General features: G+C 60.2%; 16 protein-coding genes. 13 read left to right on the plus strand and 3 right to left on the minus strand.

Annotation, left to right across the window (positions count from 1 at the left end):
* The first annotated feature begins 76 nt into the window (after nt 1-76).
* Entirely contained in the window at nt 77-1,102 is a 1,026-nt protein-coding gene (locus tag BINDI_RS01785) for an endonuclease/exonuclease/phosphatase family protein (protein ID WP_033489789.1), read from the plus strand.
* Nucleotides 1,103-1,133: 31 nt separating this feature from the next.
* Here the strand turns inward: BINDI_RS01785 and BINDI_RS01790 are convergent, their stop codons facing one another.
* Entirely contained in the window at nt 1,134-1,454 is a 321-nt protein-coding gene (locus tag BINDI_RS01790; RefSeq protein ID WP_052108668.1) for an exodeoxyribonuclease VII small subunit, read from the minus strand.
* A 77-nt stretch (nt 1,455-1,531) separates the two neighbouring features.
* Nucleotides 1,532-2,809, minus strand: a complete 1,278-nt coding sequence (gene xseA / locus BINDI_RS01795; protein WP_051875774.1) for an exodeoxyribonuclease VII large subunit — start codon at nt 2,807-2,809, stop codon at nt 1,532-1,534.
* 469 nt (nt 2,810-3,278) lie between these two features.
* On the opposite strand from xseA, the gene BINDI_RS01800 reads away from it, so the two are divergent.
* Together BINDI_RS01800 and BINDI_RS01805 are read left to right on the plus strand one after the other, a co-directional pair.
* Nucleotides 3,279-8,723 (plus strand): acyl-CoA dehydratase activase-related protein, encoded by a 5,445-nt coding sequence (locus BINDI_RS01800; protein ID WP_052108669.1) that lies wholly within the window; start codon nt 3,279-3,281, stop codon nt 8,721-8,723.
* A gap of 131 nt (nt 8,724-8,854) precedes the next feature.
* Nucleotides 8,855-9,508 (plus strand): sugar O-acetyltransferase, encoded by a 654-nt coding sequence (locus tag BINDI_RS01805; RefSeq protein ID WP_033490756.1) that lies wholly within the window; start codon nt 8,855-8,857, stop codon nt 9,506-9,508.
* A 90-nt stretch (nt 9,509-9,598) separates the two neighbouring features.
* On the opposite strand, the gene BINDI_RS01810 is transcribed toward BINDI_RS01805, so the two are convergent.
* Nucleotides 9,599-10,216: a TetR/AcrR family transcriptional regulator gene (locus BINDI_RS01810; protein WP_033489790.1), complete on the minus strand. Its 618-nt coding sequence runs from the start codon at nt 10,214-10,216 to the stop codon at nt 9,599-9,601.
* A gap of 296 nt (nt 10,217-10,512) precedes the next feature.
* Between BINDI_RS01810 and BINDI_RS01815 the strand changes: the two genes are divergently transcribed.
* From BINDI_RS01815 to ileS, 10 genes are all read left to right on the plus strand, one after another.
* Nucleotides 10,513-11,847, plus strand: a complete 1,335-nt coding sequence (locus BINDI_RS01815) for an MFS transporter (RefSeq protein WP_033489791.1) — start codon at nt 10,513-10,515, stop codon at nt 11,845-11,847.
* Between the two features lie 94 nt (nt 11,848-11,941).
* Nucleotides 11,942-13,297: a glycoside hydrolase family 30 protein gene (locus BINDI_RS01820; protein ID WP_033489792.1), complete on the plus strand. Its 1,356-nt coding sequence runs from the start codon at nt 11,942-11,944 to the stop codon at nt 13,295-13,297.
* A gap of 19 nt (nt 13,298-13,316) precedes the next feature.
* Nucleotides 13,317-15,431: a beta-galactosidase gene (locus tag BINDI_RS01825; protein WP_081830753.1), complete on the plus strand. Its 2,115-nt coding sequence runs from the start codon at nt 13,317-13,319 to the stop codon at nt 15,429-15,431.
* Between the two features lie 25 nt (nt 15,432-15,456).
* On the plus strand, nt 15,457-17,757 hold the full coding sequence (locus tag BINDI_RS01830) for a glycoside hydrolase family 3 N-terminal domain-containing protein (protein ID WP_033489793.1): 2,301 nt from the start codon (nt 15,457-15,459) through the stop codon (nt 17,755-17,757).
* 87 nt (nt 17,758-17,844) lie between these two features.
* Complete coding sequence (locus BINDI_RS01835) at nt 17,845-19,119, plus strand: glutamate-cysteine ligase family protein (protein WP_033490759.1); 1,275 nt, start codon at nt 17,845-17,847, stop codon at nt 19,117-19,119.
* A 107-nt stretch (nt 19,120-19,226) separates the two neighbouring features.
* Nucleotides 19,227-19,694 carry a GNAT family N-acetyltransferase gene (locus tag BINDI_RS01840; protein ID WP_052108670.1) on the plus strand — a complete coding sequence of 156 codons (468 nt, stop codon included), beginning with the start codon at nt 19,227-19,229 and terminating at the stop codon, nt 19,692-19,694.
* A complete protein-coding gene (gene rihC / locus BINDI_RS01845) occupies nt 19,691-20,611 on the plus strand; it encodes a ribonucleoside hydrolase RihC (protein WP_033489794.1) in 921 nt (306 codons plus the stop codon). The genes BINDI_RS01840 and rihC overlap by 4 nt, the downstream gene beginning before the upstream one ends.
* A 34-nt stretch (nt 20,612-20,645) precedes the next feature.
* Complete coding sequence (dcuC, locus tag BINDI_RS01850) at nt 20,646-22,025, plus strand: C4-dicarboxylate transporter DcuC (RefSeq protein ID WP_198181352.1); 1,380 nt, start codon at nt 20,646-20,648, stop codon at nt 22,023-22,025.
* A 219-nt stretch (nt 22,026-22,244) separates the two neighbouring features.
* The gene (locus BINDI_RS01855; RefSeq protein WP_033489795.1) at nt 22,245-23,270 is read left to right on the plus strand and encodes a LacI family DNA-binding transcriptional regulator; all 1,026 of its coding nucleotides are present in this window, start codon (nt 22,245-22,247) and stop codon (nt 23,268-23,270) included.
* A 290-nt stretch (nt 23,271-23,560) separates the two neighbouring features.
* Complete coding sequence (gene ileS / locus BINDI_RS01860; RefSeq protein ID WP_269147296.1) at nt 23,561-26,908, plus strand: mupirocin-resistant isoleucine--tRNA ligase; 3,348 nt, start codon at nt 23,561-23,563, stop codon at nt 26,906-26,908.
* Nucleotides 26,909-26,934 lie beyond the last annotated feature (26 nt).

Raw genomic sequence — 26,934 nt, forward strand, 5'->3', positions numbered from 1 at the left:
CTGTATCTGATGGGGAGTGGCGTAGCGCGGTCTGGGTAAAATGAGATCAGCTCTGAATCGTGTTCGAAAGGCGTATATGGCGAAGTTCCGGCAGTCTTTTCTGGTTCGACTGGTGTTCGGCTGGTTGGCACGGATTCTGGCCTTGGTCTCCCTGCTGGTGCTGGGTGCCAGGATGCTGCCTGCCTGGTTTCCTGTCATCCCGTATCTTCCGGACCTTGTGTCGCTTACACCTTGGCTGATTCTGGTCGATCTCCTTGCGCTGGTCCTTGCGTTGACGGCTTCCAAGTGGATGACCGCCCTGATCCTGGTTGGTGCCTTGGCTCTGAATGTCTCCTGGCAGTACCCCTTTTACAGCGGGGGTCGGGATATCTCGGATGTGTCCATGACAAGGATGGCCTTGGGGCATCCAGACCGGAACGATGGCGTCGCCCGGGTCATGACCGCGAACGTATACAAGGGGCAGGCAGACGAGCACGCGATCGTCAACGCTGTCAAGGAGAACCGGGTGGAGGTTCTGGCGCTTCAGGAGACGACGGACGACTTCGTCCAACGGCTTCAAGATGCCGGTATCGATGAATATCTGCCATATAAAAAGGTGTCCTCGGCCGACGGGATGTATGGCAACGGCCTGTGGACAGCGGCCCCGATGGGGTCACCTTCCCGGGATGATGTGGATTCCCGGGCCTCCATGATGCCGGCCGGGAGCATCGACTTCAATCAGGGTTCCACCAGCATTCGTTTTATTTCGGTCCATACGACCTCGCCCACACCCGGGTACTGGTCGGACTGGCGCGACAGCATCGACGACATGAACAGTCTCAAGCAGCACATCCACACCAGGTATGTGCTGATGGGGGATTTCAACTCCACGTACGATCATGCCGTGTTCCGTGATTTCCTGGGAGACAGATTCCAGGATGCCGCCCATATGGCTGGGCATGGGATGACCATGAGCTGGCCCACCGACCGTTCGTGGGTTCCAAGGGCGGTTGCCATCGATCATGTGGTGGTCGACCAGGGCATCAGGGCAAGCCAGATGCAGACCTTGACCATTCCCGGGTCGGATCACGCGGCCTTGCTCGCGACGTTGGAGGTTGACTGAGCGGGGCCGAAAGGACCGGTTCGAACCGAATTCAGGCGTCCAGGTTGGACTGGGTTCCTGCCTGGGCGCCGGCGCTGGCCTGCTCCTCCTGGGCGGCATCGAGCTTTGCCCGGACCTGACCCAGAAGTTCCTGGGCACGTTTGGCCAGGGCTTCGCCAATCTCCCACTGTCGCATGGAGGCATCCAGGTCCAGTCCGCCGGCTTCCAGGGCCTGAACCGCCTGGATGAGCTGGTCGCGGGCCTGCTCATAGGGGAGCTTGGCGATGGTTTCGCGTTCCTTGTCGGTCAGGGCCGAAGCCAGCTCGGGTGCTTCCTGCCTGCCCTTCGTCTGCTTGGTGGATGATTCACTCATTGATGCTCCTTGTGGGATTTGTCAGTTGCTTGGTTCGTATGTGGAAGGCATGCGGGCCATGGCGGCATGGGTCGGTATCAACCGGCTGCAACGACCCTGGTTTCAATCTTCCCCTCCTTGACCGTAAGGGTCAGGTCCTGGTCCTCGGATACCTGGTCGGGACTGCTGACCACCTTGCCATTGGCGGTCTGTACCACCGCGTAGCCCCTGTCCAGAGTGGACTGGGGGGAGAGGGCAGTCAGGGAGGATTGGAGTTTCTCCACCGTAAGGGAGGCATCATCCACAATCCGCCGGAGGGCGATGTCCAGGCGGACCCTGGAATCGTCGACCAGCCGTTGGGGCTTGTCCAGCATGGTCTGCGGCTTGGTGAGACTGGGTCGATTGGCATACCCCTCAATCAACCGTGTCTCGCCCTCGACCATGGTCTGGATACGGGATTCGATTCGTGTCCGGGCTTCCAGGACGATTGCCTCCTGCTCAACCAGGTCGGGCACCACACGCTTGGCCGCGTCGGTGGGTGTGGAGGCTCGCAGGTCGGCTGCCAGATCGATCAGGGTCCAATCATCTTCGTGCCCGATGGCTGAAACGATGGGTGTCCGGCAGGCTGCGGTCGCCCGAACCACGGTCTCGTCGGAGAACCCGAGCAGGTCCTCGAAGCTGCCGCCGCCCCTGGCCACGATAATGACATCGACATCGGGGTCTTGATCGAGTTTGTTTATGGCCTGGACCACCTCGGGCGGGCACTGCGGTCCCTGCACGTGGGCGTGAACCACTGTGAACTCAATCGTGGGCCAGCGCAGACGGGCATTGGTGATGACATCACCCTCGGCCCTTGCCTTGGGAGCGCAAATCAATCCGATCCTCGCCGGAAACTCGGGTAGGGGGATCTTGTTCTCCGCGTCGAAGAGACCTTCGCCCTTGAGCTTCCGTCTCAGCTCATCGATCTGCTCTTTCAGGTCGCCGGTACCGACGCGCTTGATCCGGTCGGCCATGAAGCTGAGCCTGGTCTGCTTGGTCCATAGGTCGGGCCGGCCATGCACCACCACGCGGTCCCCCTGGCGGAAGTCCCTGGCCTGGGTGGCGAAGGCCCTGAACCCCATGACGTTGAGGGATATGTCTTCGAAGTTGTCGCGGAGGGTCAGATATGCCGAACCGGTGCGTCGTGTATTGATCTCGACGATCTGCCCTTCAATCCAGGCCCCGGGCCAGCGTGCCACTGCATCGTGGTACTTCTGACTGAGTACGCTGACCGGCCACGGGTCCTCCTCGGTGGTGTCCCGTGCCAACCGGGGCAACTGGTCCAGAGGTTTGGGGGCCGGGCCGCCCGGCCCGGCTGAAACGGCGGGGGCGCTCATCGTTCCGTCCACATCCGAACCCATGTATGCTCGCACCTGTTGCCTCCTGACCGCTGGCTCCGCCGGACAGACCAGCTGACCGGGCTATGCCCCATCCGGCCTGGCCGGTGCCATGAAAAGTCCTTTCAGGGTCTCTCAATACGGGGACAAATACCCAACGAATATGAGATGGGATGCTGTCCGCCCCCAGGTTCGCAAAGAGGTTGGCAACCCAGCTGTTTCACCAAGGGCAAAATACGATAATCCTGGGGAACAGCGGGCGGAGAAATGCGCCTGCCTGGTGCAAAATCCTATTGTTCTGCGGCAGCTGGTGGGGTCCCTAAGGAGTGATTGAAAGTGCATCACGGGGAAACGCCATCAAGTTCGGAGCCGTTGACTCCCTGGCGGTAGCATTGTGAGAGCAAGCCAGGTATTATGAGGGGTTTATTTTTGGTCCCATCATGGCGGTCTCACGGATTGAGGTTGTTTCATGTCTGAAGGCGTCGACGCCCCAGGTCGGTATAGGGGAACAGAAGCAGGGGAACTTCTGCGCGTGGGGCTTGATATCGGCTCCACCACGGTCAAGGCCGTGGTTCTTGGAGTCGAGGACGGGCTGGATCAGGCCCTCTTCAGCGACTATCGCCGACATCACGCCAATGTTCGACAGTGCGTGGCCGAGCTGGTCACCGACATCAGGCTCGCCCTCTCCGGGGTCGGGCTGGCGAAGAACCCGATCAGTCTCGTCATCACCGGTTCCGGAGGTCTGGAACTGGCCAGTCAGCTCCAGGCGGAGTTCGCCCAGGAGGTCATCGCCGAAACCGAAGCCATCAACGCCACCTATCCCGAAGGCGATGTCATCATCGAGCTTGGCGGCGAGGACGCCAAGATCACCTACCTGAAGCCAACCCCTGAGCAAAGGATGAATGGTTCCTGCGCGGGCGGAACAGGTGCGTTCATAGACCAGATGGCCACCCTTCTCAACACCGATGCTTCCGGCCTGAACGAGATGGCCTCCAGATACAGGACCATCTACCCCATTGCGTCACGTTGCGGGGTTTTCGCCAAATCCGATCTCCAACCCCTGATAAACGACGGGGCGGCCAAGGAGGACCTGGCCGCGTCAATCTTCAATGCTGTAGCCACCCAAACCATATCCGGTTTGGCCTGCGGCCGACCCATCCGGGGCAACGTGATTTTCCTGGGTGGACCCCTGTTCTTCATGAGTGAGCTCAGGGAATCCTTCAAGCGCATTCTCCAGGACCGGGTCAGCCGCTACATCATCCCCGAGAACGCCCACCTTTATGTCGCTTACGGGGCGGCCATCATGGCCGGGCGCGGCGATCAGGATGATTCTGATGGTGCGGCGCAGGTGAAAACAGACTACTCACCGGATACCGACGTGAATGACCCCTTCGGCCCGGCATGGGGACTGGACCAGGAGGAGGTCGACAGGGCCAGATCCGAGAAGGCCACCGACCTGGACAGGCTGGCTCTCAAGGATGCGATGCAGGATGGCCGTACAACGAGTCTGGTCGGCAACGAAGAGGGGAGCGGGGCGGCGGTTCCGGCTGGGCGGTCCCACCCGGAGGAAGTCACACAGGATGGCTGCCGGACCGGGCATTTCGATCTGTCGTCGTTGGATGGTGTGCTTGCCGCTCTGGCCGGTCTGGAGAACATGCCCTCGACGGCCAGGACCATCCGTCCCCTCTTTCTGAATACGCAAGAGCACGAGGAGTTTGACGACCGGCACGGTGCCCAGGTCATCCCAACCGGGGATCTGACGGGGGCCAAGGGGCCGCACTTCCTGGGGATTGACGCGGGAAGCACCACCATCAAGGCCGTTCTGATCAATGACGACAAGACCATTGTCTGGTCCACCTATGGGGTCCATAAGGACAGTCCTCTGATTGCCGCCGCGGATATTGTCAGGGAGGTTCGGAAGTCCCTGCCGGATGGCGCCTATATCGCCCGGGCCTGTGCCACCGGTTACGGCGAAGGCCTGATCACCGCCGGCCTGCACGTGGACGAGGGTGTGGTTGAGACCATGGCGCATTACCGGGCGGCTGAAGAGATAAGCCCGGGGGTCACCTCGGTCATCGACATCGGTGGCCAGGACATGAAGTACATAGCCGTCAACGACGGGGTCATCGATTCAATCTGCGTCAATGAGGCTTGCTCGGCCGGTTGCGGGTCCTTCCTGCAGACCTTCGCCCAGTCCATGGGAATCAGCATTCAGGAATTCACCAGGCAGGCCCTGGCTTCCGAGGCTCCGACCGATCTGGGTTCACGATGCACGGTCTTCATGAACTCCTCGGTAAAGCAGGCCCAAAAGGAGGGCGCCTCCCCGGAGGACATCGCCGCAGGTCTCTGCTATTCGGTGGTCAGAAACGCCTTATATAAGGTCATCAAGTTGCGTGATGCCAACGCTCTGGGGCCGGTTGTGGTGGTCCAGGGCGGGACCTTCCTCAACGATGCCGTTCTGCGAGCCTTCGAGCTGCTGACTGGTCGCAAGGTCACCAGACCCAATATCGCCGGGCTCATGGGGGCCTACGGAGCCGCCCTGACGGCACGCATGCACTGCCCTCAGAATGAGGAGATCGAAGATATCGTCGCGGCGGGTCCCCGCATGGCCCACCCATCCTTAGGGGTGGCTGACGGGGATGGGGCCAAGGGGGTCACGCCCACCACCGTCAACAAGGCCCCGGTTCCTGTCCGGGCACAGCTGTCGCAGGCTTCGGTCAACAGGATCGAATCCCGGGGTTCCGATAGCGGGCACACCCATGTACCGCCGAGCGCCGGGTCCAAGAACGAGCAAGGGGTCAAATCGACTTTGCCCGGCCTCCAGGTCGATAAGGGCCATGTGGTCAGTTCCATCCTGGCCGGGGATCAGCTGGACAACCTCTCCATGACCACCACCCATGATGTCTGCAAACTCTGCCAGAACCACTGCAAGCTGACAATCACCGAGTTCGAGGACGGTGGCCGCTACGTAACGGGGAACCGTTGCGAACGGGGCGGTGACAAGAACCGTAAACGTTCCGACCGTCCCAATCTCTATGACTTCAAGTACAAGCGGGCCTTCGCTTACCGCCGTCTGACCCCAGACAAGGCCACCAGGGGCGATATCGGCATACCCCGGGTATTGAACATGTATGAGGACTACCCCTTCTGGTTCACCCTCCTGACCTCCCTGGGTTTCCGTGTCATGATTTCGGGGCGGTCCAACCATGAACTCTTCGAGAGCGGCATGGAGTCAATCGCCTCGGAGAACATCTGCTATCCGGCGAAGCTGGTGCACGGGCATATCCGCTCCCTCCTCGACAAGGGGGTCGATACCATCTTCTACCCCTGCGTCACCTATGAACAGGAGCTGGTGCCTGAAACGGACAACCATTACAACTGCCCCATCGTGGCCAACTACCCGGTGGTGATCGAGGCCAATATGGCCGAGCTCAAGGAGGACGGCGTTCGGTTCATGCGGCCCTACTTCAACCTGTCCAACAAGGAGAAGATGGTCGAGCGGATCGTCAAGGTCTTCGATTGGGCCGGGGTGGACGAGGAGGAGGCCCGAATCGCCGTCCAGGAGGCCTACCGTGAGGATGCCCGATTCAAGGAGGATGTCCGACAGGAGGGGTTGCGGGCCTTGGCCTACATGCAGGAGTATGGGGTCAAGGGTGTGGTCCTGTCCGGACGGCCCTACCACGTGGATCCTGAGGTCAACCATGGCATTCCCGAGACCATCTGCTCTCTGGGCATGGCTGTGCTTTCCGAGGATTCGATCTGTGAGTTGGATGTCCGTGACCTGCCCAAGCTGAGCGACTACATCATTCCCGAGGCGGGGGAGCGGGCCCTTGCCTCGAACAACCCCACGGCCGCCAAGTTCCGCAAGACCGTCCCGGGCTTTGGCGACGACCATCAGAAGATGCCCTTGAGGGTGACCGACCAGTGGGCCTACCATTCCAGGCTGTACTCCGCTGCCAGGTTTGTCTCCGAGTATCCCGACCTGGAACTGGTCCAGCTGGTCAGCTTCGGTTGTGGCGTGGATGCCATCACCACGGACCAGGTCCAGGAGATTCTGGCCGACAAGGGCGATGTCTACACGCAGCTGAAGATTGACGAGGTCTCCAATCTGGGTGCGGCTAAGATTCGTCTGCGCTCGCTGAAGGCCGCCATGGATGAACGTCATCAACGTGGTCTGGATGAGGATGGGGAGACTCTCCCTGATCGGGAAGTGCCTGCGAATACGGCAGACCGCGATTCCGGCCTTTTGTCCGATTCGTTCCATGTGGGAAATTCAGCTGATTCGCCAAATCCCCAGGCCATTGACGGCCGTACTGAAACAGGTGGGGCGGGTACAGGCGAGCAGTCGAAATCCGACAGGTTCAGATCGACCAACGCCCGGAAAATCAGTCTGTCGGAGCAGAAGGCCGATATCGTGGCCTTGGCCCGGTTCGTTGCCCTGCACGACAAGAGCGATCAGGGTCTGGTAGGTCTTCATCCCATGGGTATCCGGCCCATCCGAGAGACCGCGGCCCCGCAGCACAAGGAGGCTGAGAGGAAACAGGCTGAGGGTGATGGCGAACAGGGCCTAGGCGTTCAGAATGGCGGAGCCGCAGCAAAACCGACCCTGTCCAAGTATGCCACCGAGCATCGCTTTACCAAGGCGATGGGGCATAAATACACGGTGGTGGCACCGCAGATGTCACCTGTGCACTTCTCCCTCCTGGAATCGGTCTTCTCCAGTGCGGACTATCATTTCGAGCTTCTGAAGCACGCCTCGGCCGAGGACATCAACACCGGGGTCAAGTACGTCAACAACGATGCCTGCTTCCCTGCGATCATCGTGGTGGGTCAGCTGGTCAACGCCTTCCTCTCCGGTAAGTTCGACCCCCACACGTGTGCGGTCATCGTTACCCAGACCGGCGGCATGTGCAGGGCCACCAACTACTACGGTCTGCTCCGCAAGGCCCTGGCTGATGCCGGATACGGCTATGTGCCGATCATCACGCTGAGCGTTCAGGGGTTCCGGGCCAATCCCGGTCTTCAAGTGACCCCGGCCCTGCTGCACCGTGCCGTCAAGGCCTTCTACCTGGGCGACGCCATGATAGAGTGCCTCCTCAGGGTCCGTCCTTATGAGCAGGAGCCCGGCTCGGCCAACAGACTGTACAAGCTCTGGGACACGATCTGCAGGGAGACCATCGAGCATCATGGTTACTCCAGGACCGCCAAGAAGGTCTACGGCCGTGGCTGTCTGCCCTATGGCACGCTGATGAAGCGGATGATTCAGGCCTTCGACCAGCTGCCTCTTCGCAGGATTCCCCGTAAGCCCAGGGTGGGCGTGGTCGGTGAAATCCTGGTCAAGTACCATCCGGACGCCAACAACCACGTGGTCGACCTGATTGAGAGTCAGGGGTGCGAGGCCGTGTTGCCCGGAGTCTGCGACTTCATGGTCAACGGCATCTCCAATGCCGAATGGAACGAGGAGATGCTGGGAACCGGCGGCCAGGTAGGCATCAAGAAGGTCGTGCTCAAGGCTGCGGACGCCTACCGGGCCCCCATGATTGCCGGATTCCGGGCCTCCAGGGGGAAGTTCGATATTCCGGCCCACATCAGCGAGTTACGGGAGAAGGCGGCCTCGGTCACTTCGCTGGGGGTCCAGGCCGGTGAGGGGTGGCTCCTGACCGGTGAGATCGTCGAGCTGATTCAGTCCGGTGCCCCCAACATCGTCTGTGCCCAGCCCTTCGCCTGCCTGCCCAATCATGTGACCGGGCGTGGTATGTTCGGCAAGATCCGCAGGTCCTATCCAGAGGCCAACATCGTCTCTATCGACTATGACCCGGGGGCATCGGAGGCCAACCAGCTCAACCGGATCAAGCTGATGGTCGCCGCAGCCAAGAAGCAGGGCGACCAGGAGAAGGTTCCGGATAGGCCGTAGCCGGAGCGGGGCTGGTGGCCGCCGTTCGGGCCGCGGGCTCCTAGGATGTATTGCCCCACCCATCCGGGTGGGGAGAAAAGGACGGATCCGCCACAGGGTGGGTCTGCCCCAATCAAGGAGAGGGGATGCCCATGACCAGCCGCGAGGAGATCATGGCAGCACTGGATACCGATCGGATGTATATCGCCGATACGCCTGAGATGAAGGAGGTCCAGGACGCCCAACAGGATATGGTCTTTGCCTTCAACTCCTGCCGTCCCTCCCAGGTGGAGGAGAAGCAGGCCCTGTGCAGGAAAATGTTCGGCTCCTTCGGCGAGGGGAGCTGGATCGAAGGGCCCGTTCGGGCCAACTGGGCCTGTAATACCCATTGGGGGAGCAGGTGTTATGCCAATTTCAACCTGGTCCTGGTCGATGATGGCCGCATCGATATCGGCGACCATACCATGTTCGGTCCCAACGTCACCATCGTCACCACCGGTCATGCCATTCGGCCGGATGTGAGGGAGTGCGGAACGCCCCAGTTCACTGTCCCGGTCAGCATCGGCAGGAATGTGTGGATTGGCGCTGGTGCCATTATCATGCCGGGGGTCACCATCGGCGACAACACGGTCATCGGGGCGGGGTCCCTGGTTACCAAGGACATCCCGTCCGACGTGGTCGCCTACGGCCATCCCTGCAAGGTCGTCCGTCCAATCAATGACCACGATTACGAGTACTTCTGGCGAGACCGTCGATATCAGGCACCCTTTGACGCCCGGCCGTTCAAGATGGATCCGGAGAGCTGACCTCTCATGTGCCGGCCGCTTGATATTCGGTCTCTGGCGGCCGGCTCTGCCACGGTAGGTGTGGGTCTCAGGCCCTATCTGTAATTCTGATCAGCAGCACCCATCCCAGAGCGGGGAGGGGAAGATCAGGTCCTTGAATCTACCCCATTCCTGGACGTAGTCGATTTTCGGCTCGCGCAGCAGCCGTATCTGTATGCCATCCATAACCTCCAGGCTCATCCTTACCTTGCTCCGCATGTCTCTCTCCCACTCCATGCCATCGGGCAATAGCCAGGGGAATTTGGAGTAGTGCTCCCATACGCCAGATGGCCTGCGGATGAAGTAGTCGTGCAGCGGATGGCTGACTGCAATCGCTTCCGTTTCCAGGACCGTATATAGCTGGGTGAGCTCGGGCCGGCCGGCGTTGTGGGCGACCAGATAGTTGAAATAGGCCGGCAGGTGCGGATGATCGGGGTCTGAGCCCGGCAGGCCCGTTTGCATGAATTCCTCGGGGGTGCCATTGGCGTCGTAGATGTCCGTGACCAGGAGGGAGAGCAGGCCTTCCTTGCTGCCAACGTAATGGAGAATGCCCGGCTGTGACATTCCTACCTTGTCGGCGACGTCTTTGAGAGATATGCCGTTGTATCCATGCCGACTGATGAGGTATGCGGCGGCTTGTGTGATTTCCGCCCGTCTTGCCTCCGGTGATTTTCTGGTTCGGCTCGCCATTGCTGGTTCCACTGCCTCTTTCCGAGCTCGTTGGCACCGGTGTGGTGCTGGTTGCCTGTTATCCATCGTACATTGAGGCCGTATACGGGAGTATATGCAGACAAGGCTCGGCCGGAGTCTCGCTGTGGTCGGGCGATTGCGCCGTGATGGTAAGAGTCTGTGAATCCGTATTGAGTCAACGACTTGACAAAGTTGTCGAATGGTTGTTAGATATACATTTATCTAATGACTGGTAGATATTGTTGTCTGCCTGCATTGGATTTGTCAGAGAAGACTAATTGAAAGAGGTCGACGCAATGAGCGACTCAACAACCCCGATATTGACCAATTCGGAACTTCTGCAGGCGCATAAGGCGGCCCTCGTTGCTGCCCAGAAGAATCCGCTCTTGTCTCCCGAGACGGGCAAGCCGGTTCCCAGGAAGACCCTGTTCCGGTTTGGCGCCAGTTTCCTGGCCTTCGGTATCCTGTGGATGTCAGGCCTGGGAATCGTCAGCATCGTGCTTCTTCCCGAACATCTCAAGCAGGTTCCCGGCATCGCACCCGAGGCGCTGATGGGTATAGTCAACGCTTGCACGGCGGTTGCTTCGCTGGTCTCCAACCTGCTCTTCGGCAATTTCTCCGATCGAAGCCGCTCGCGGTACGGGCGTCGAACCCCCTGGGTCATCGGTGGTGCCGTCCTGGGTGGTGTAAGCCTGTTCCTGACGGGCATGACCACGAACCCTGTCCTATTGACCATCGTGTACTGCCTCTGCATGTTCGGCTTGAACTGCATGATCGCCCCAATGGTGGCCATCCTCTCCGACCGCGTGCCATCAGGTGTGCGCGGAACCCTGTCCGCCTTTTATGGAGCCGGGGCCACGATCGGGTCGCCTATTGGTTCCCTGATAGGTGCCGCCTTGGTGACCCACATGTTCACCGGATTCGTCCTGGCCGGTGTGCTCATGTTCCTGGGTGGCATTGTGGCCATTCTGATCATGCCCAAGGAGGGTTCGGCTGCTTATCTGCCGAAGGATGAGGGCACCATGATGGATGTACTCAGGTCCTTCCGGCCCCCGCGTTTCCGTGGAGCCCATGACTTCTACAAGGCTTTCGCCGGTAGGCTCTGCATGCTGCTGAGCTATCAGATGATATCCGCCTATCAGCTCTATATCGTCGAAAAATACGTGGGGCAAACCGTCACCCAAGCCGCCGCCACCATTTCGGTCATGTCCGTAATCACCATGGTTGTGTCTCTGTTGGGCTCCCTGGTCTCCGGCCCGGTTTCGGACATGATCGGGCGACGCAAGGTCCCGGTGGTTATCGCTTCCGTTCTCTTCGCCATCGGTATCGCCATGCCGTGGATCAGCCCCACCGTCATGGGCATGTATCTGTATGCCGGTATCGCCGGATTCGGCTATGGAGTCTATTCGTCTGTCGACCAGGCACTCAATGTTGATGTGCTTCCCAGTAAGGAAGAGGCCGGCAAGGATTTGGGCATCCTCAATCTGGCTACCACACTGGGGCAGATGGCCGGTCCTCTGGTCATGTCCTTCATCACGCTGAACTGGGGTTATGCGGCGGCCTTCCCCACGGCCATCGTCTTCGCCCTGCTGGGATGCGTCTTTATTCTGATGATCAAGAGCGTCAAGTGATTCTGGCCTCTACGGATATCCCGGTCGGGTGAACCGGCCGGGATCCACGGTTGAGAGTGTATTAAGGAAGATTATGCAAAGGAGCGAAGGATTTATGAACGGAAGTACTGGGCCTATTTGGGTCTCGACCACTCGTCAGCGAGCCATGCAGGAGCAGCCGCTGAGTGTATCAAGGTTGGAATCGTCCACCGATCTGGAATGGAGCGGTGCCAGATTGCAGGCTCTGAGAGGGTTCGGCGGCTGCTTTAATGAGCTGGGCTGGCTACCCCTGCAGGAGTTGGGAAGTGAAGATCGAGAACAGGTCATCCGTGAGCTCTTCAGTCCTGACGAGCTGAATCTGACCTTCAATAGGACTCCAGTGGGTGCCAACGACTTCGCGGCGGGTTGGTACAGCTACGACGAGACCGATGGCGACTATGACCTGAACCACTTCAGCGTCGACCATGATGAGCAGACCCTGATTCCATATATTCGACAGGCTCAGAAATATCAACCAAATATGGGACTTTTTGCCAGTCCCTGGAGCCCGCCCACCTGGATGAAAAGGCCTAAGGTCTACAATTTTGGCAGGATTGACATGAGCGAGCGCAACCTTTCTGCATATGCCCGCTACCTTCTGCGTTACGTCCGAGAGTATGACCGCCGTGGCATCCACATTGACCAGCTGCATGTGCAGAATGAGGTTTTTGCGGACCAGAAATTCCCCTCCTGCCTATGGTCCAGCGAAGACATGCGCATCTTCATTCGAGACTATCTGGGGCCGCTTTTCGCCAGAGAAGCTCCGGATACCGCCATCTTCCTGGGTACGCTCAACGGTCCCGAGGACATGAAATTCGGCCCCGGGGGCATGGAGCTGGAGAACTACAACAGGTATGTGGACAACATCCTCTTCGATGAGGATTGCCGCAGGTTTATCGCCGGCATCGGATACCAATGGGCCGGGCAGCATGACATCGAGCGCACCCATCTGTCCTGGCCCGAGATCGAGTTGGAGCAGACCGAGTCCGAGTGCGGTATGGGTGGCAATACCTGGGAATATGCAGAGTACATCTTCTCGCTCATCAACCGGTATCTGCGTGCCGGAGCGACCTGTTACACATACTGGAACATGGTGCTCGGTCAGGGTGTATCCACCTGGGGTTGGAGGCAGAATTCGCTCTTCTCGATTGATGCGGACACAGGCCAATTCACGCGAAATCCTGAATATTATGTCATGCGCCACTTCTCCCACTATGTGCGCCCGGGCGCTCGCCTGCTTGATACCCGTGGCCATTTCAGCTCGATGGCCGCCGCCTTTGAGAACCCGGATGGATCGGTTGTGGTCGTGGCCCAGAACGCGCTCGATAGAACCATGCCCTTCTCATTCTCGTCGCGAGGAGGGGAAGGCGAGCTAGGCCAGGGTTTCCAGGTGATTCTGGAACCACGCTCCTTCAACACGTTCGTCCTATAGATGCAAATTGGAGCTCATCATGTCAGATAATGCGGTTCACGCCAAGGACCATTCAGCTTCGCGAGGCGATACGCGCCTTCCGGACAGCCTCATCTTCGGATGCGCCTACTATGACGAGTACATGCCCTATGAGCGGGTTGACAGGGACATGTCGATGATGAAGGCTGCAGGCATCACCACTATTCGTATCGCTGAATCCACATGGAGCACCCTGGAGCCACAGCCCGGTGTTTTCGACTTCAGCCATGTGGACCGGGTGCTGGATGCCGCGGGGCGCTTCGGCCTTCAAGTTATCGTAGGCACACCCACCTATGCCGTGCCCGCCTGGCTGGTTGCCATGCACCCGGATGTTCTGGCGGACACTCCCCAAGGGCCCAACCGATATGGCGCACGTCAGATCATGGACATCGTCAACCCCTCCTACCGATATTATGGCGAGCGCGTCATCCGCAGGCTGGTGAGCCATGTGGCCGATAACCCCCAGGTGATTGGCTACCAGGTCGACAATGAAACCAAGTACTACGACTGCGTATCGCCCGACATGCAGCGCCTCTTCGTCAAGTACCTGAGGCGGCGGTTTGACGATGATCTGGATCGTCTCAATGCGGCCTACGGGCTGGACTACTGGTCCAACAGGGTCGACTCCTGGGAGGACTTACCCGACCTGACCAGGACCATCAACGCGTCCTTGGGATCGGCTTTCGATCACTTCCGACGCAACCAGGTCAGTAGCTATCTGTCCTGGCAGGCCGACATCGTGCGCGAATATGCCCGCGACGACCAGTTCGTCACCCACAACTTCGATTTCGATTGGGGTCCCGGCTGGTCATACGGGGTCCAGCCTGCCGTCGATCATTTCGAGGCGGCCGAATGTGTGGACGTGGCCGGTGTGGATATCTACCATCCCACAGAGGATGACCTGACAGGCAAGGAGATCGCCTTCGGCGGGGACATGACCCGCAGTCTGAAGGGTGGCGACAATTACCTGGTTCTGGAGACCCAGGCCCAGGGGCAGGACGGTTGGCTGCCATACCCGGGTCAGCTGCGTTTGCAGGCATACAGCCATATGGCCTCAGGTGCTGACGGGGTCATGTACTGGCACTGGCATTCCATTCACAACTCTTTTGAGACCTACTGGAAGGGTCTGCTCTCGCATGATCTGGAGCCCAATCCCACCTATGAGGAGGCAGGCGGATTCGGTCGGCAGGTAGCGCAGAAGGGAGTGGGTGAGCGTCTGATTCACCTCCAAAAGCGCAACAAGGTGGCCATCATGGTGGGCAATGACTCACTGACCGCCTTGGACTGGTTCGCTCTGGAGACAGGCTTCCCGCGTGAGCAGGGGCAGATCTCCTACAACGACGTGGTCAGACGGGTATACGATGCCCTATTCGAGCTGAACATCGAGTGTGACTTCGTCAACGACAAGGCCGACGGGTCCTTGCTGGAACAATATGCCATGGTCGTGGTTCCAGCCCTGTACAGCACCAGTGAGGATACGCTGAGGGCTTTGGATGCCTATGTCCGTAAGGGGGGTCACCTGGTGGCCACGCTGCGCTCGTTCGTGGCGGATGAGAACCTTAAGGTCTGGCACGACAAGGCCCCGCACCTGCTGACCGATGCATTCGGCATCGATTACAACCAGTTCACCCGCCCCGGAGAGGGATTGACCCTGGATCTGCATGGTATGGCCCAGACCGAGCCGACCTGCGAGGGGCTGATTGAACTGCTGAATCCGCGCTCTGGTACCGAGGTCCTGGCTTCCTATGACCACCCTGTCTGGGGACGGTATGCGGCCGCGACCCGTCACGATCACGGTCTTGGCAGCGCAGAATGGATCGGTGCTCTTCCATCGGCCCAAGGTATGCGTCAGTTGCTCTCGGATGCGGCGGATGCAGCCGGTTTGCATGGACCTGCCCGTGACCTGGCCGGTGTGGTTACTGTACGCGAAGGCATCAATGCCATGGGGGAGCATGTCGCCTACCTGCTCAATTACTCATCTGAGGAAGTCAGGCTTGATTCGCCTTATGAGGGCCACCTGCTGGTGTCCGGCGGACAGTCTGATGCTCAGGCGCACGTGGGTCAGGGCCAACCCCTGACCATCGGGCCTTGGGATCTGGCAATCATCGTCAAGTAGGTTCGTAAGGAAGGAAGTTGGTCTGATGACAGTGGATGTTACGGCGCAGGATATGCCCTATCGCAATCCCGACTTGGGAGTGGATGAACGGTTGAATGACCTCGTGGGCCGGATGACCCGTGAGGAGAAGGTCGGGCAGATGATGCAGGTGGATGCCCGCCAGGGAATTGACAAGGAGGTGGTGGACCAGCACGCCGGATCCCTTCTGCATGTCTCTCCGGAGAACATGGTCAAGGCCGACGAGGCTGTTCATCGTACCCGTCTGGGCATTCCCCTGCTGATTGGTGACGACTGCATCCATGGACACTCCTTCTTCCGCGGAGCCACCATCTTTCCCGAGCAGCTCGGCATGGCGGCCTCCTTCGACCCTGATCTGATTCAGAGAATGGGTCGGGCCACAGCCAGGGAGGTGGCTACCACAGGCGTCCACTGGACGTTTTCCCCGGTCTTGTGTATAGCAAGGGACACCCGCTGGGGCCGGGTGGATGAGACCTTCGGCGAAGACCCCTACCTGATTGGGGAGATGTCCTCAGCCATGGTGCGCGGGTATCAGGGCGGATCGGCCTTGACCGGAAAGCTGCCCAAGGATGCCGTGCTGGCCACGGCCAAGCACTTCGCCGGCTATTCCGAGACCCAAGGCGGGCGCGACGCCTCCGAGGCGGACCTATCCCACCGCAAACTGCTCTCATGGTTCCTGCCGCCCTTCGAGCGCTTGGCCAGGGAGGGTGTGGCCACCTTCATGCTGGGGTATGAGTCCATCGACGGGGTCCCGGTCACCGTCAACGATTGGCTGCTCAGCGATGTTCTTCGCGGGCAGTGGGGCTACCAGGGGACCCTGATCACAGACTGGGACAACGTGGGTCGGATGGTCTGGGAACAGAAGGTACAGCCCGACTACACCAGGGCCGCCGCAGCCGCTGTCAAGGCAGGCAACGACCTGATCATGACCACGCCCGGCTTCTACCAGGGGGCCCTGGATGCACTGGATTCCGGGTTGCTCCGTGAGGAAGACCTTGATCGAGCGGTCAGGCACATCCTGGCCCTGAAATTCCGTATGGGGCTCTTCGAAGATCCGCGCCTGCCGGATGTTCAGGCCCAGAAGGCGGTCATCAACTCTCCAGAGCATCAGGAGCTCAATCTCCAGGTGGCTCAGGAGTCGGCGGTTCTTTTGAAGAATGACGGCATCCTTCCCCTGTTCGGCGGGGTGGACGCGGAGGGTCGTCCTCGCGATGATGCGGCGCACAGCATTGCCCTGGTGGGGCCGCTGATCGATGATGCCCAGAACCAGCTGGGGGACTGGGCCGGTGGCTCGGGTCAATGCGACTGGATCGAAGACCAGCCTCGGGAGATGATTTCGACCGTGGCAGACGGGTTGCGTCGGGTGCTGCCGGAGAACTGGACCCTGAACTGCGAGCAGGGTGTCGATATCGTCCGCTTGGTTGACGACCCGGAGGGCCCGTTCTTCCCGGACGGGCAGCCCAGGCCCAAGGTGGCTGCCCCTGCCGAAATCGATCGGGTCCGGTTCGATAAGGCCGTCAACCAGGCCAGGCAAAGCGACCTGGTGGTGGCCGTGGTTGGTGACGTGGTCCAGTTGGTGGGCGAGGGCTGCTCGACTGCCACTCTGGAACTCTACGGCCCTCAGCGCGATCTCCTGGATGCTCTGGCTCAAACAGGCAAGCCCATGATTGTTGTGCTCATGTCTTCCAAGCCGTTGATTCTGCCCCCGTCCGCACAGTCGGCCAGGGCCCTGATCTGGCAGCCTGACCCTGGTATGCAGGGTGGATTGGCCCTGGCCAGGATTCTGGCAGGCATGGTCGAGCCCACGGGCCGACTGCCCATCACCTTCCCCAGGCATGCCGGGCAGTTGCCGGTCTATTACAACCAGATTCGAGGACAGCACGGCAACCGGTATGCCGACCTGACCCAGGAACCGGCCTTCGCCTTCGGCCAGGGGATGGGTTACACCACCTTCGCGTACGGACAGCCCCAGGTCGACGGCTCGGACACCGTGGGAGCTGAAGACGTGGTCAGAGTGTCCGTGGACCTGACCAACACCGGCCGGCTGCCGGGTACCGAGGTGGTCCAGGTCTACATCAGCGACCTGGTGACCTCGGTCAGCTGGGCCGACCGTGAGCTCAAGGCCTTCCGCAGGGTTCGACTGGATCCGGGGCAGACCTGCAAGGTGGTCTTCGACCTTCCTGTGGCCGAATGGACCCTGGTTGATGCCGAATGCCGCCGCAAGGTCGAACCGGGTCAGTTCCAGGTGCTGGTGGGGTCATCCTCGCGCAGGGAGGATTTGCAGGCTGTGACGGTGACCGTCGACTGAGCTGCAATCGCCCCGGGCTGTCCGCCAGGTGCGGGTATCCTGGCGTGTTGATTGCCTGTGACCTCCGCGCGCTCCTACCATGGCAGCATGAGGGAAAACGGAAGAGTTGGATATGCACACCTGTTGACGGTGCCCAATCCCCGTCATGTGGACAGCCTGGTCGACTACTTCTCTCGGGGGGCCAAGCCTTCGTCCCAGTGGCGTTTCGGCGTCGAAATAGAGCACATCCCGGTCAGCAATGACGGAAGCGATGCCCCGGTTCCCTATGAGGGGGAGCGGGGCATAGAGGCCCTGCTTTCGGCCTTGGAGCCCTACTACGACGGTGATGCGGAATATCGTGAGGATGGGCACCTGGTCGGGCTGAGTCGGCCGGGCTGCGTGGTCTCCCTGGAGCCGGGAAGCCAGGTGGAGTGTTCGCTGGGTGTGGTGCGCGATCGCCAGGGGTTCGAAGACCTGTACCGCCGCTTTCGTGCGGAAGTGGATCCGATTGCCGAGCGACTGGGGTTCCGCCTGGTCGAGTATGGGTACCGTCCGGCAGGTTCCTATGCGGATGTGGGGGTCAACCCCAAGGAACGGTATGCGGTCATGAACACCTACCTGGGCCGCATCGGCCAATGCGGGCCGATGATGATGCGCAGTACCGCTTCCACCCAGATCAGCATCGACTATCGGGACGAGTCCGATGCCATTGCCAAGATTCGCCTGGGTACGGCCATCGGTCCCATTCTCGCCTACTTCTTCCGGAACACCCCGGTCTTCGAGGGTAGTCCCAATCGTCTGCCCTTGAGGCGACAGAGGATATGGGATTGGCTCGACCCTCAGCGTACCGGCCTGACCCCTGGTCTGTTCGATGATGGATTCGGTTGGGAGGACTACGCCGTTGATGTGCTGTCGACCCCGCTCATGGTGGCCGACGTCTCCCGCACCCCTGAGGTGGAGGGGCCGGAGGGGAAGCAGGTCTTCATAGCCTGGCATGAGAACGCAGGGGACATCTATCCTGACCGGCGACTCAATGACGCCGAGATTGCGCATATCCTGACCACCCACTTCAATGACGTTCGATTGAAGAACTACATCGAACTTCGGCACTGGGACTCCCTGCCCATGCAGAGGGCCGGCAGGCTCCTTGAAATCGTCGGTGGCATCTTCTACGACCCCGACCGCTTTACCCGGCTGACCGGCTTCCTGGATGGGATCGACGAGGAGAACGTGCTGCAAACCAAGGCCGACCTACAGGTGAGGGGCGGTCAGGCCTGTCCCTATGGCCGTCCCCTGGACTTTTGGAGGCAGGTCCTGGGCGCCGAGGACACCATGGATGGCCTGCCGGGAGACCCCGAGAATACCGGGCGATTCCAGGACTAGCATTCAGCGCGAAACTGCTGAATTAGACAAACCACTGGTGCCGGGTTACACTCTGTTGTGTTGATAAAACGTTATAGCAACGTAAGCACTCAAAGGAGAGGATTCCAATGGAGGTCGTCATACGGCACGATGCACTGACTCCGGAACTCTATGAACGGGTGCGCTCGACTGCTGACTTTCATCCTTACCCCATCGATGATGTGAAGGCGGCCTTGGACGGTGGTTACTGCTCGGTCGTGGCCGACGTAGACGGTGAGCCAGCCGGTATAGGCCGGGTCGTGGCCGACGGGCGCATCGCCTTCTTCATCAAGGACCTCGTGGTGTTGCCCCCTTGCCGTCACCAGGGCGTGGGAAGTGCCATCCTCCAGGCTCTGCTGGACCGAATTGGCCAAGAGGCCTGTGAGCATGCCTACGTAGGGCTGATGGCCACCCCCGGCAAGGAAGGCTTCTACGAGGAGCATGGTTTTACCCGGCGACCCGGTCCGGGTCTGGGAAGCGGGATGGTCCTCTTTCTGGATGGTGCCTATGAAGCGCGAGTATCAACTGTAAACAAATCAAAGGAGAAGGAATCATGAATCCTACACCTGTCATCATCGATACCGACCCGGGAATCGACGATGCCGTCGCCATCGCCCTGGCATTGTTCTCGCCCCGGCTGGATGTGCGTCTGATTACCACGGTGGCCGGCAACGTCGGCTTGGACAAGACCACACTGAACGCCCTGCGGTTGCTGACCTATTTCGAGCGACCCATTCCGGTGGCCCAGGGGGCCCCCGCTCCTCTGCTGGAGCCGTTCGTGGATGCCAGTGACATCCATGGAAAGACCGGAATGGAGGGCTTCGACTTCCCTGAGCCCGATCGCTCACTGCTGCTGAAGGAAAATGCGATCGAGGCCATGCGCAAGGAGATCATGGACTCGTCCGAACCAGTCACCCTGGTGACCATCGGGCCGCTGACCAATATCGCCCTCCTGCTCAAGGTCTACCCAGAGGTCGCCAAGGGGATTGGACGGATCGCCATGATGGGAGGCTCCACTGCCCGCGGCAACCGTGGCGTCATGTCCGAGTTCAATATAGCCACGGATCCCGAGGCCGCTGCCATTGTCTTCGAGTCGGGAATCCCCATCGTCATGGCCGGTTTGGACGTCGGTCTCAAGGCCCTGGTCCTGCCCGAGGACAGCGCTCAGCTGCCTGCCATGGGGAAGGTGGGCACGATGACCCACGACCTGTTCAAGAAGTACCGCGGAGGAAGCTTCGCCACGGGTCTGAAGATGTACGATCCCTGCGCGGTCGCGTGCATCCTGGCTCCCGAACTCTTCGAATTCGCCGAAACCTCCGTTGAGGTGGAGCTGGCGCAGGGTCCGACCCGCGGTTGCACCGTCGTTGACCTGAAGGGCTATCGGAACCGCGCCGCCAACGCTTCCGTCGCTGTCGATGTGGATTCCGAAGGATTCCGGGCCTGGTTCCTGGACGGCATGAGCAAGTGCATTTGATAACAAAAGTAAGATCAAGAAAGAGAGTCAATAGATGATTGCGGAGATCATTCTGGTTCTGGTCGTCCTGGTGGCGATCGGGTACCTGATCATCAAGAAATACAATCCGGCCCTGAGCCTGATTATCGGTGGCCTGGTCCTCCTCCTGGGTGCCTGGGCTCTGGGACATCCCCTGTATGATGCGGGCAAGGGTACCGGTTTCGGTCTCTTCGATGTCTTCATGGTATTCAAGGACACCATCCTCGACCAGCTCCAGGCCGCTGGTCTGGTCATCATGGTCCTGTTTGGTTACTCGGCCTATATGAACGTCATCGGAGCCAACCAGGTTGCCGTGAACTACATGGTCAAGCCCCTGCGTCACATCAAGCACAAGGCGCTCATCGTGCCGGCTGTCTTCCTGCTGGGTAATGTCATGTCCCTGGTCATCCCCAGCGCTTCCAGCCTGGCGATCATCCTCATGTCGATCCTCTACCCGGTACTGGTGGGCATGGGCCTTTCCTCACTGACCGCCGCCGGAGTGATTGCCTGCACGGCCACCATCATGCCCACCCCCTTGGGTGCGGACAACGTCATTGCCGCCAAGACACTCAATTACGATCTGATCGAATATGTCGGCAACAATGCCAAGATCGCCATTCCCTCCCTGCTTATCATGGCTTTGGCCCACTACCTCTGGCAGAAGTGGTGCGACCGTCATGAGGAGGGCACGGTCATTGCCGACCAGGCCGAGCATGAAGCGGAAGCCGTGCGTGATACCACCGGTATTCCCGGGTACTACGCCTTCCTGCCCCTGCTGCCCCTCATTCTGATTCTGGTCATCGGTATTGCGGCCATGTTCGTCAAGGGTCTGACCATGGATATCGTGGTGCTGACCTTCATCTCCTTCTTCATCGCGGTCATCATCGAGACCATCCGCCATCGCTCCTTCAAGAAGATCCAGGGGTCGGTCGTCGAGATGTTCACCGGTATGGGTCGTGGCTTCAGCCAGGTGGTCATCCTGGTCTGCGGCGGCTCACTCTTCACCACCGGTGTGCAGAAGCTGGGACTGATTGATGCCCTGACCCACTCCGTGGAGGGGTCCACCGGAGCCGGCCTGACCGTGGCTCTGATCTTCGCTTTGGCCACCTGCCTGTTCGGCTTCCTGTCCGGTGGCGGCCTGGCCATGTTCTACGCGGTCATCGCCCTGGTGCCCGGAATCGCTGCTGCTGCGGGTGTCAACGGCATCCTTATCGCCTTGCCCATGCAGATGATCGCCAACCTGGCCCGTGGCATATCCCCGGTGGCGGCGGTCATTATGATCGTGGCTGCCAGCATCAAGGTGGAGCCCACCAAGGTGCTCAAGCGGACCAGCGTGCCCAGCATCGTGGGCATCATCAGCGTACTGGTCCTCTCCGTCCTCCTGCTTCCGTACTGATAGGCGGCGGGAATCATGCCAGGGGCCTCCCGGTGTCGATGTTGTCGGCCCTGGGAGGCCCCTGTTCGATTCCAGGTGTAGAGGTAGGTCGCCGACCGACCGTCCGGCCTCTGTGGGGTCAGCCGGGCGGGCCCCGGTACCTGGTGCGTGTTCAGTATCCAATGTTGAGTCTGGGCTATGCTTGAAAAGTTGCAGCTTGTCAAATGAGAAAGAGTCTTTATGGGATTTGTGACTATTCGCGATGTGGCGCAAGAAGCAGGTGTCTCCATCGCGACCGTCTCGCAGGTCCTGCACGGCAAGGGCAGATTCTCAAACAAAACCAAGACGTTGGTGCTGAACACCGTTGATGACCTGGGGTATATTCCGGACTCGAGGGCCCAGGCCATCCGTGCGTCCGATTCCAAAATGGTCGGCCTTTTGGTGCCTGATCTGCGTAACAGGTATTTCGCCGATCTGGTCAGCTCCGTTGAGGGGATTCTCTACGAGAGCGGATACAACACCCTGATCGGTACATCCGCGGAAAGCGTCGAGCGTCAGGACTCTTTCATCACCAACATCCTGGGGCAGCGATTCGACGGACTGATTGTCATTCCCCAAGGCGAGAAGTCGGACGGGTTGAAGGCTCTGGTGAAGCGGAAACTTCCCACGGTCTTCGTGGATCGACGCGTACCGGGTATGGATACCATTCCCTATGTGGTTTCTGACCCCAGGCCCGGCCTGGAAGAGGCGATGAGCACACTGCGCGCCAATGGGCACAGGAAAATCGCCTACCTCGCCCACCCATCCTTGAAGTCTTTCAGCCTTAACGAGCGTGCAGAAGCCTTCAAAGCGCTGAGCCCCGACTTCTTCGGGGACGGCGGGGCCCTGACCCTCTCAAGTGATGGTACGGGCGCCTCTCTTGAAGCGGCCCTGGATAGGATTACCGAATTCGGTGCCACGGCCCTCATCTTCGGGTACTCACCTGATGCAATCAGCTGTCTGGGCATCTTCCACGACCGTGGAATCAGAATCGGATCCCAGATGTCTCTTATCTCCTTCGATGATATCGATGTCTTCAATCTCATGACCCCCAGGATTTCAATCATCTCCCAGCAGGCCGGTCACATGGGGCGCAGGGGAGTGGATATGCTCCTTGAACTGATCCGGAATGGGGTTACGGGTCTGGGACCCATGTTGAGCATCCCCACGATTTTCGTCCAGCGGGAGTCTGTGGGGAAGATACAGGATTCCGATTCCCGTACCTGAACGGGGCCGGGAAGATGCTTCATGTCATTTTCCGAGACCGCCCTGGCGGCAAACGCCCGGTGGTATATTCTTTAGGTAGTGGGCAGTGATCCGTTATCAGCGGGGAGCCTTCGGAAGAACGGGACCGTTGCGATGCGTCCCCAGTAGAACCGACGGGTGGGCCCGTACAGCCCAATCAGATCAAGCGGTCCGGTACGGTTCCGTCCGGGCAAGCGAGGTGGTACCGCGGTGGACCCCAGGGTCCCTCGTCCTCGACATGGTGAATGAGCAACCAGCGAGGAGCGTGAACGGTGAATCGGACCACTGATACCTCAACCATGACAAGTCGGGGCGGCGACGTCTACCCCAAGGCGGTGGTCGACCCTGCTCTGTCCAGGGTGACACCCAACCCATCCTTCCCGGGGATGGAGGAGTCCGTGCTGGACTACTGGGACCGTGACGATACCTTCGACAAGTCCGTGGACCGTCGGCCCTCGGGCGACCATGCCGACAACGAGTTCGTCTTCTTTGACGGTCCTCCTTTCGCCAATGGTCTGCCCCACTACGGGCACCTGCTGACCGGGTACGTCAAGGACGTGATTCCTCGCTATCAGACCATGAAGGGGCGAAAGGTCAACCGGGTCTTCGGCTGGGACACCCACGGCCTGCCCGCCGAGCTTGAGGCCCAGCGCGAACTTGGCATCGACAGCGTGGACCAGATTGAGGGCATGGGCATCGAGAAGTTCAATGATGCCTGCCGTGCCTCGGTGCTCAAGTACACGGGCGAGTGGAAGGACTATGTCCATCGCCAGGCACGCTGGGTCGACTTCGACCATGGCTACAAGACCCTCGACGTCTCCTACATGGAGTCGGTCATGTGGGCCTTCAAGACCCTCTACGACAAGGGTCTGGCCTATAAGGGGAACCGGGTTCTGCCTTACTGCTGGAAGGACCAGACCCCCCTGTCCAATCATGAGCTGCGCATGGATGCGGATGTCTACCAGGACCGGCAGGACACGACGGTTTCCGTGGCGGTCAAGCTTCGGGACGAGGACGCCTATGCCGTCTTCTGGACCACCACCCCCTGGACCGTCCCCACCAATCTGGCCATCGTGGTCGGGGCCGACATCGAGTACTCCGAGGTCAGCCCGGTGGAGGGCCCCTTCGCCGGTAAGCGTTTCTACATAGCCACGGCCCGCCTGGGGGATTATGCCAAGCAGCTGGGGGAGGACTACCAGGTGGTCCGCACCCTCACGGGGTCCGAGATGGAGGGTTGGCGGTACTGGCCCGTCTTCCCATACTTCGCCGGGGACCAGGCCGAGTCCGAAGGCGGCACCCCCGGACCCAATGCCTATACGATTTACACGGCCGACTACGTCGACACGGTGGAGGGCACCGGTCTGGTCCACCAGGCCCCCTACGGCGAAGACGATATGAACACCCTGAACGCCAAGGGCATCCGCAGTGTTGATGTGCTCGATGCCGGTGCCGTATTCACCAGTGTCTGCCCGGACTATGAGGGCGTACAGGCCTTCGAGGCCAATATGCCCATCATCCGCAACCTACGCGCCGGGGACGGCCCTCTGGCCAGGGTTCCCGCCGAACACCGGGCCATACTCTTCCAGGAGAAGAGCTATGTCCATTCCTATCCCCACTGCTGGCGCTGCGGCACCCCGCTGATCTACAAGCCGGTGTCCAGCTGGTTCGTCTCCGTGACCAAGATCAAGGATCGTCTCCTGGAACTCAACCAGGAGATCAACTGGATTCCGGAAAACGTCAAGGACGGCCAATTCGGTAAGTGGCTGGCCAACGCCCGCGACTGGTCCATCTCACGCAACAGATTCTGGGGTTCGCCCATACCGGTCTGGGTCTCGGACGATCCCAAGTACCCCAGGGTGGATGTCTACGGCTCCCTGGAGGAGCTCAAGCGGGACTTCGGCCACTACCCGACCGACGACAAGGGTCAGGTCAACATGCACCGACCCTGGATAGACCAGCTGACCAGGCCCAATCCTGACGACCCGACCGGCAAGTCGACCATGCACCGGATTTCGGACGTGCTGGACTGCTGGTTCGAATCGGGGTCCATGCCCTTCGCCCAGTTCCACTACCCCTTCGAGAACAAGCAGTACTTCGAGGACAGGGACCCCTGCGATTTCGTGGTGGAGTACATTGGTCAGACCCGTGGCTGGTTCTACACCATGCACATCATGTCTACGGCGCTCTTCGACCGCCCGGCCTTCAAGAACGTGATCTGCCACGGTATCGTCCTGGGGTCCGACGGACAGAAGATGAGCAAGCATCTGCGCAACTACCCGGATGTGAATGGGGTCTTCGATGAGTATGGCTCAGATGCCATGCGCTGGTTCCTGATGAGCTCCTCCATCCTTCGTGGCGGCAACCTGGTGGTCACGGCCGATGGAATCCGCGATACGGTCCGCCAGGTCATGCTGCCGGTCTGGAGTTCCTACTACTTCTACACCCTCTATGCCAATGCGGCCAATGGGGGGAATGGGTATGAGGCGCAACGGCTGACGGCGGACCAGGTCGGCGACCTGCCCGAAATGGACCGCTTCCTGCTGGCCCGTCTGCGTCGCCTGGTTCTGACCGTGGAGAAGGCCCTGGATGATTTCGCCATTTCGGATGCCTGCGATGCCGTCACCGACTTCATCGATGTGCTGACGAACTGGTACATCCGCAACAATCGTGACCGGTTCTGGAGCGAGGATCACCAGGCCTTCGACACCCTCTATACGGTTCTGGAGGTCTTCTCCAGGGTGCTGGCCCCGCTCGCCCCCATGGAGGCCGAGGCGGTCTGGCGCGGGCTGACCGGCGGTGAGTCCGTCCACCTGGAGGATTGGCCCTTCCTGGTCAATGAGACCACTGGCGAAGAGACCGAGCTGGGTCAGGTCGTCAAGGACGATCCGACCCTGGTTGCCGCCATGGAGAAGGTCCGGGAGGTTGTTTCAGCCACCCTCTCCCTGCGCAAGTCCGAGCAGATTCGCGTCCGTCAGCCCCTCTCCAGACTGACCGTCATCGACCGCGATCCCGAGGCGGCCCGGCCCTATGCGGGTATCCTCAAGTCCGAACTCAACATCAAGGATGTGGAGTTCTGCACTCTGGACCAGGCCCAGGAAGAGGGTCTGCGTATCATCCACGACCTGAAGGTCAATGCCAGGGCCGCCGGGCCCAGGCTGGGCAAGCAGGTGCAGTTCGTCATCAAGGCCTCCAAGACCGGTGCCTGGCGTGAAGAGGACGGTCGTGTGGTCGTCCAGACCCCTGGCGGGGATGTGGCCCTGGAACCCACCGAGTATCAGCTTGACAACCGGGTTGAGCAGGAGGACGGAGCCAGGATGGACCAGTCGGTCTCGTCCGCCCTGCCGACAGGAGGATTCGTCATTCTCGATACCCAGCTCAACGACGACCTCCTCGCCGAGGGGTATGTGAGAGACCTGATTCGGCAGGTTCAGGATGCCCGTAAGGCCGCCGATCTTGATATCGCAGATCGGATAGACCTGACCCTGACCCTGCCCGAGGCCGATGCATCGAAGGCCGAGCGGTTCCGGGACCTGATCAGCCAGGAGACCTTGGCCACCGGCCTGGAGATCAGGTCGGACGAGGGTCTGACCGAGGCCCAGGTGGACCTGGCCAAGGCCTGACACAGAGCCGGAAAAATGGGGTTCCC

Source organism: Bifidobacterium [indicum] DSM 20214 = LMG 11587 (assembly GCF_000706765.1).
GTDB lineage: Bacteria > Actinomycetota > Actinomycetes > Actinomycetales > Bifidobacteriaceae > Bombiscardovia > Bombiscardovia coryneformis.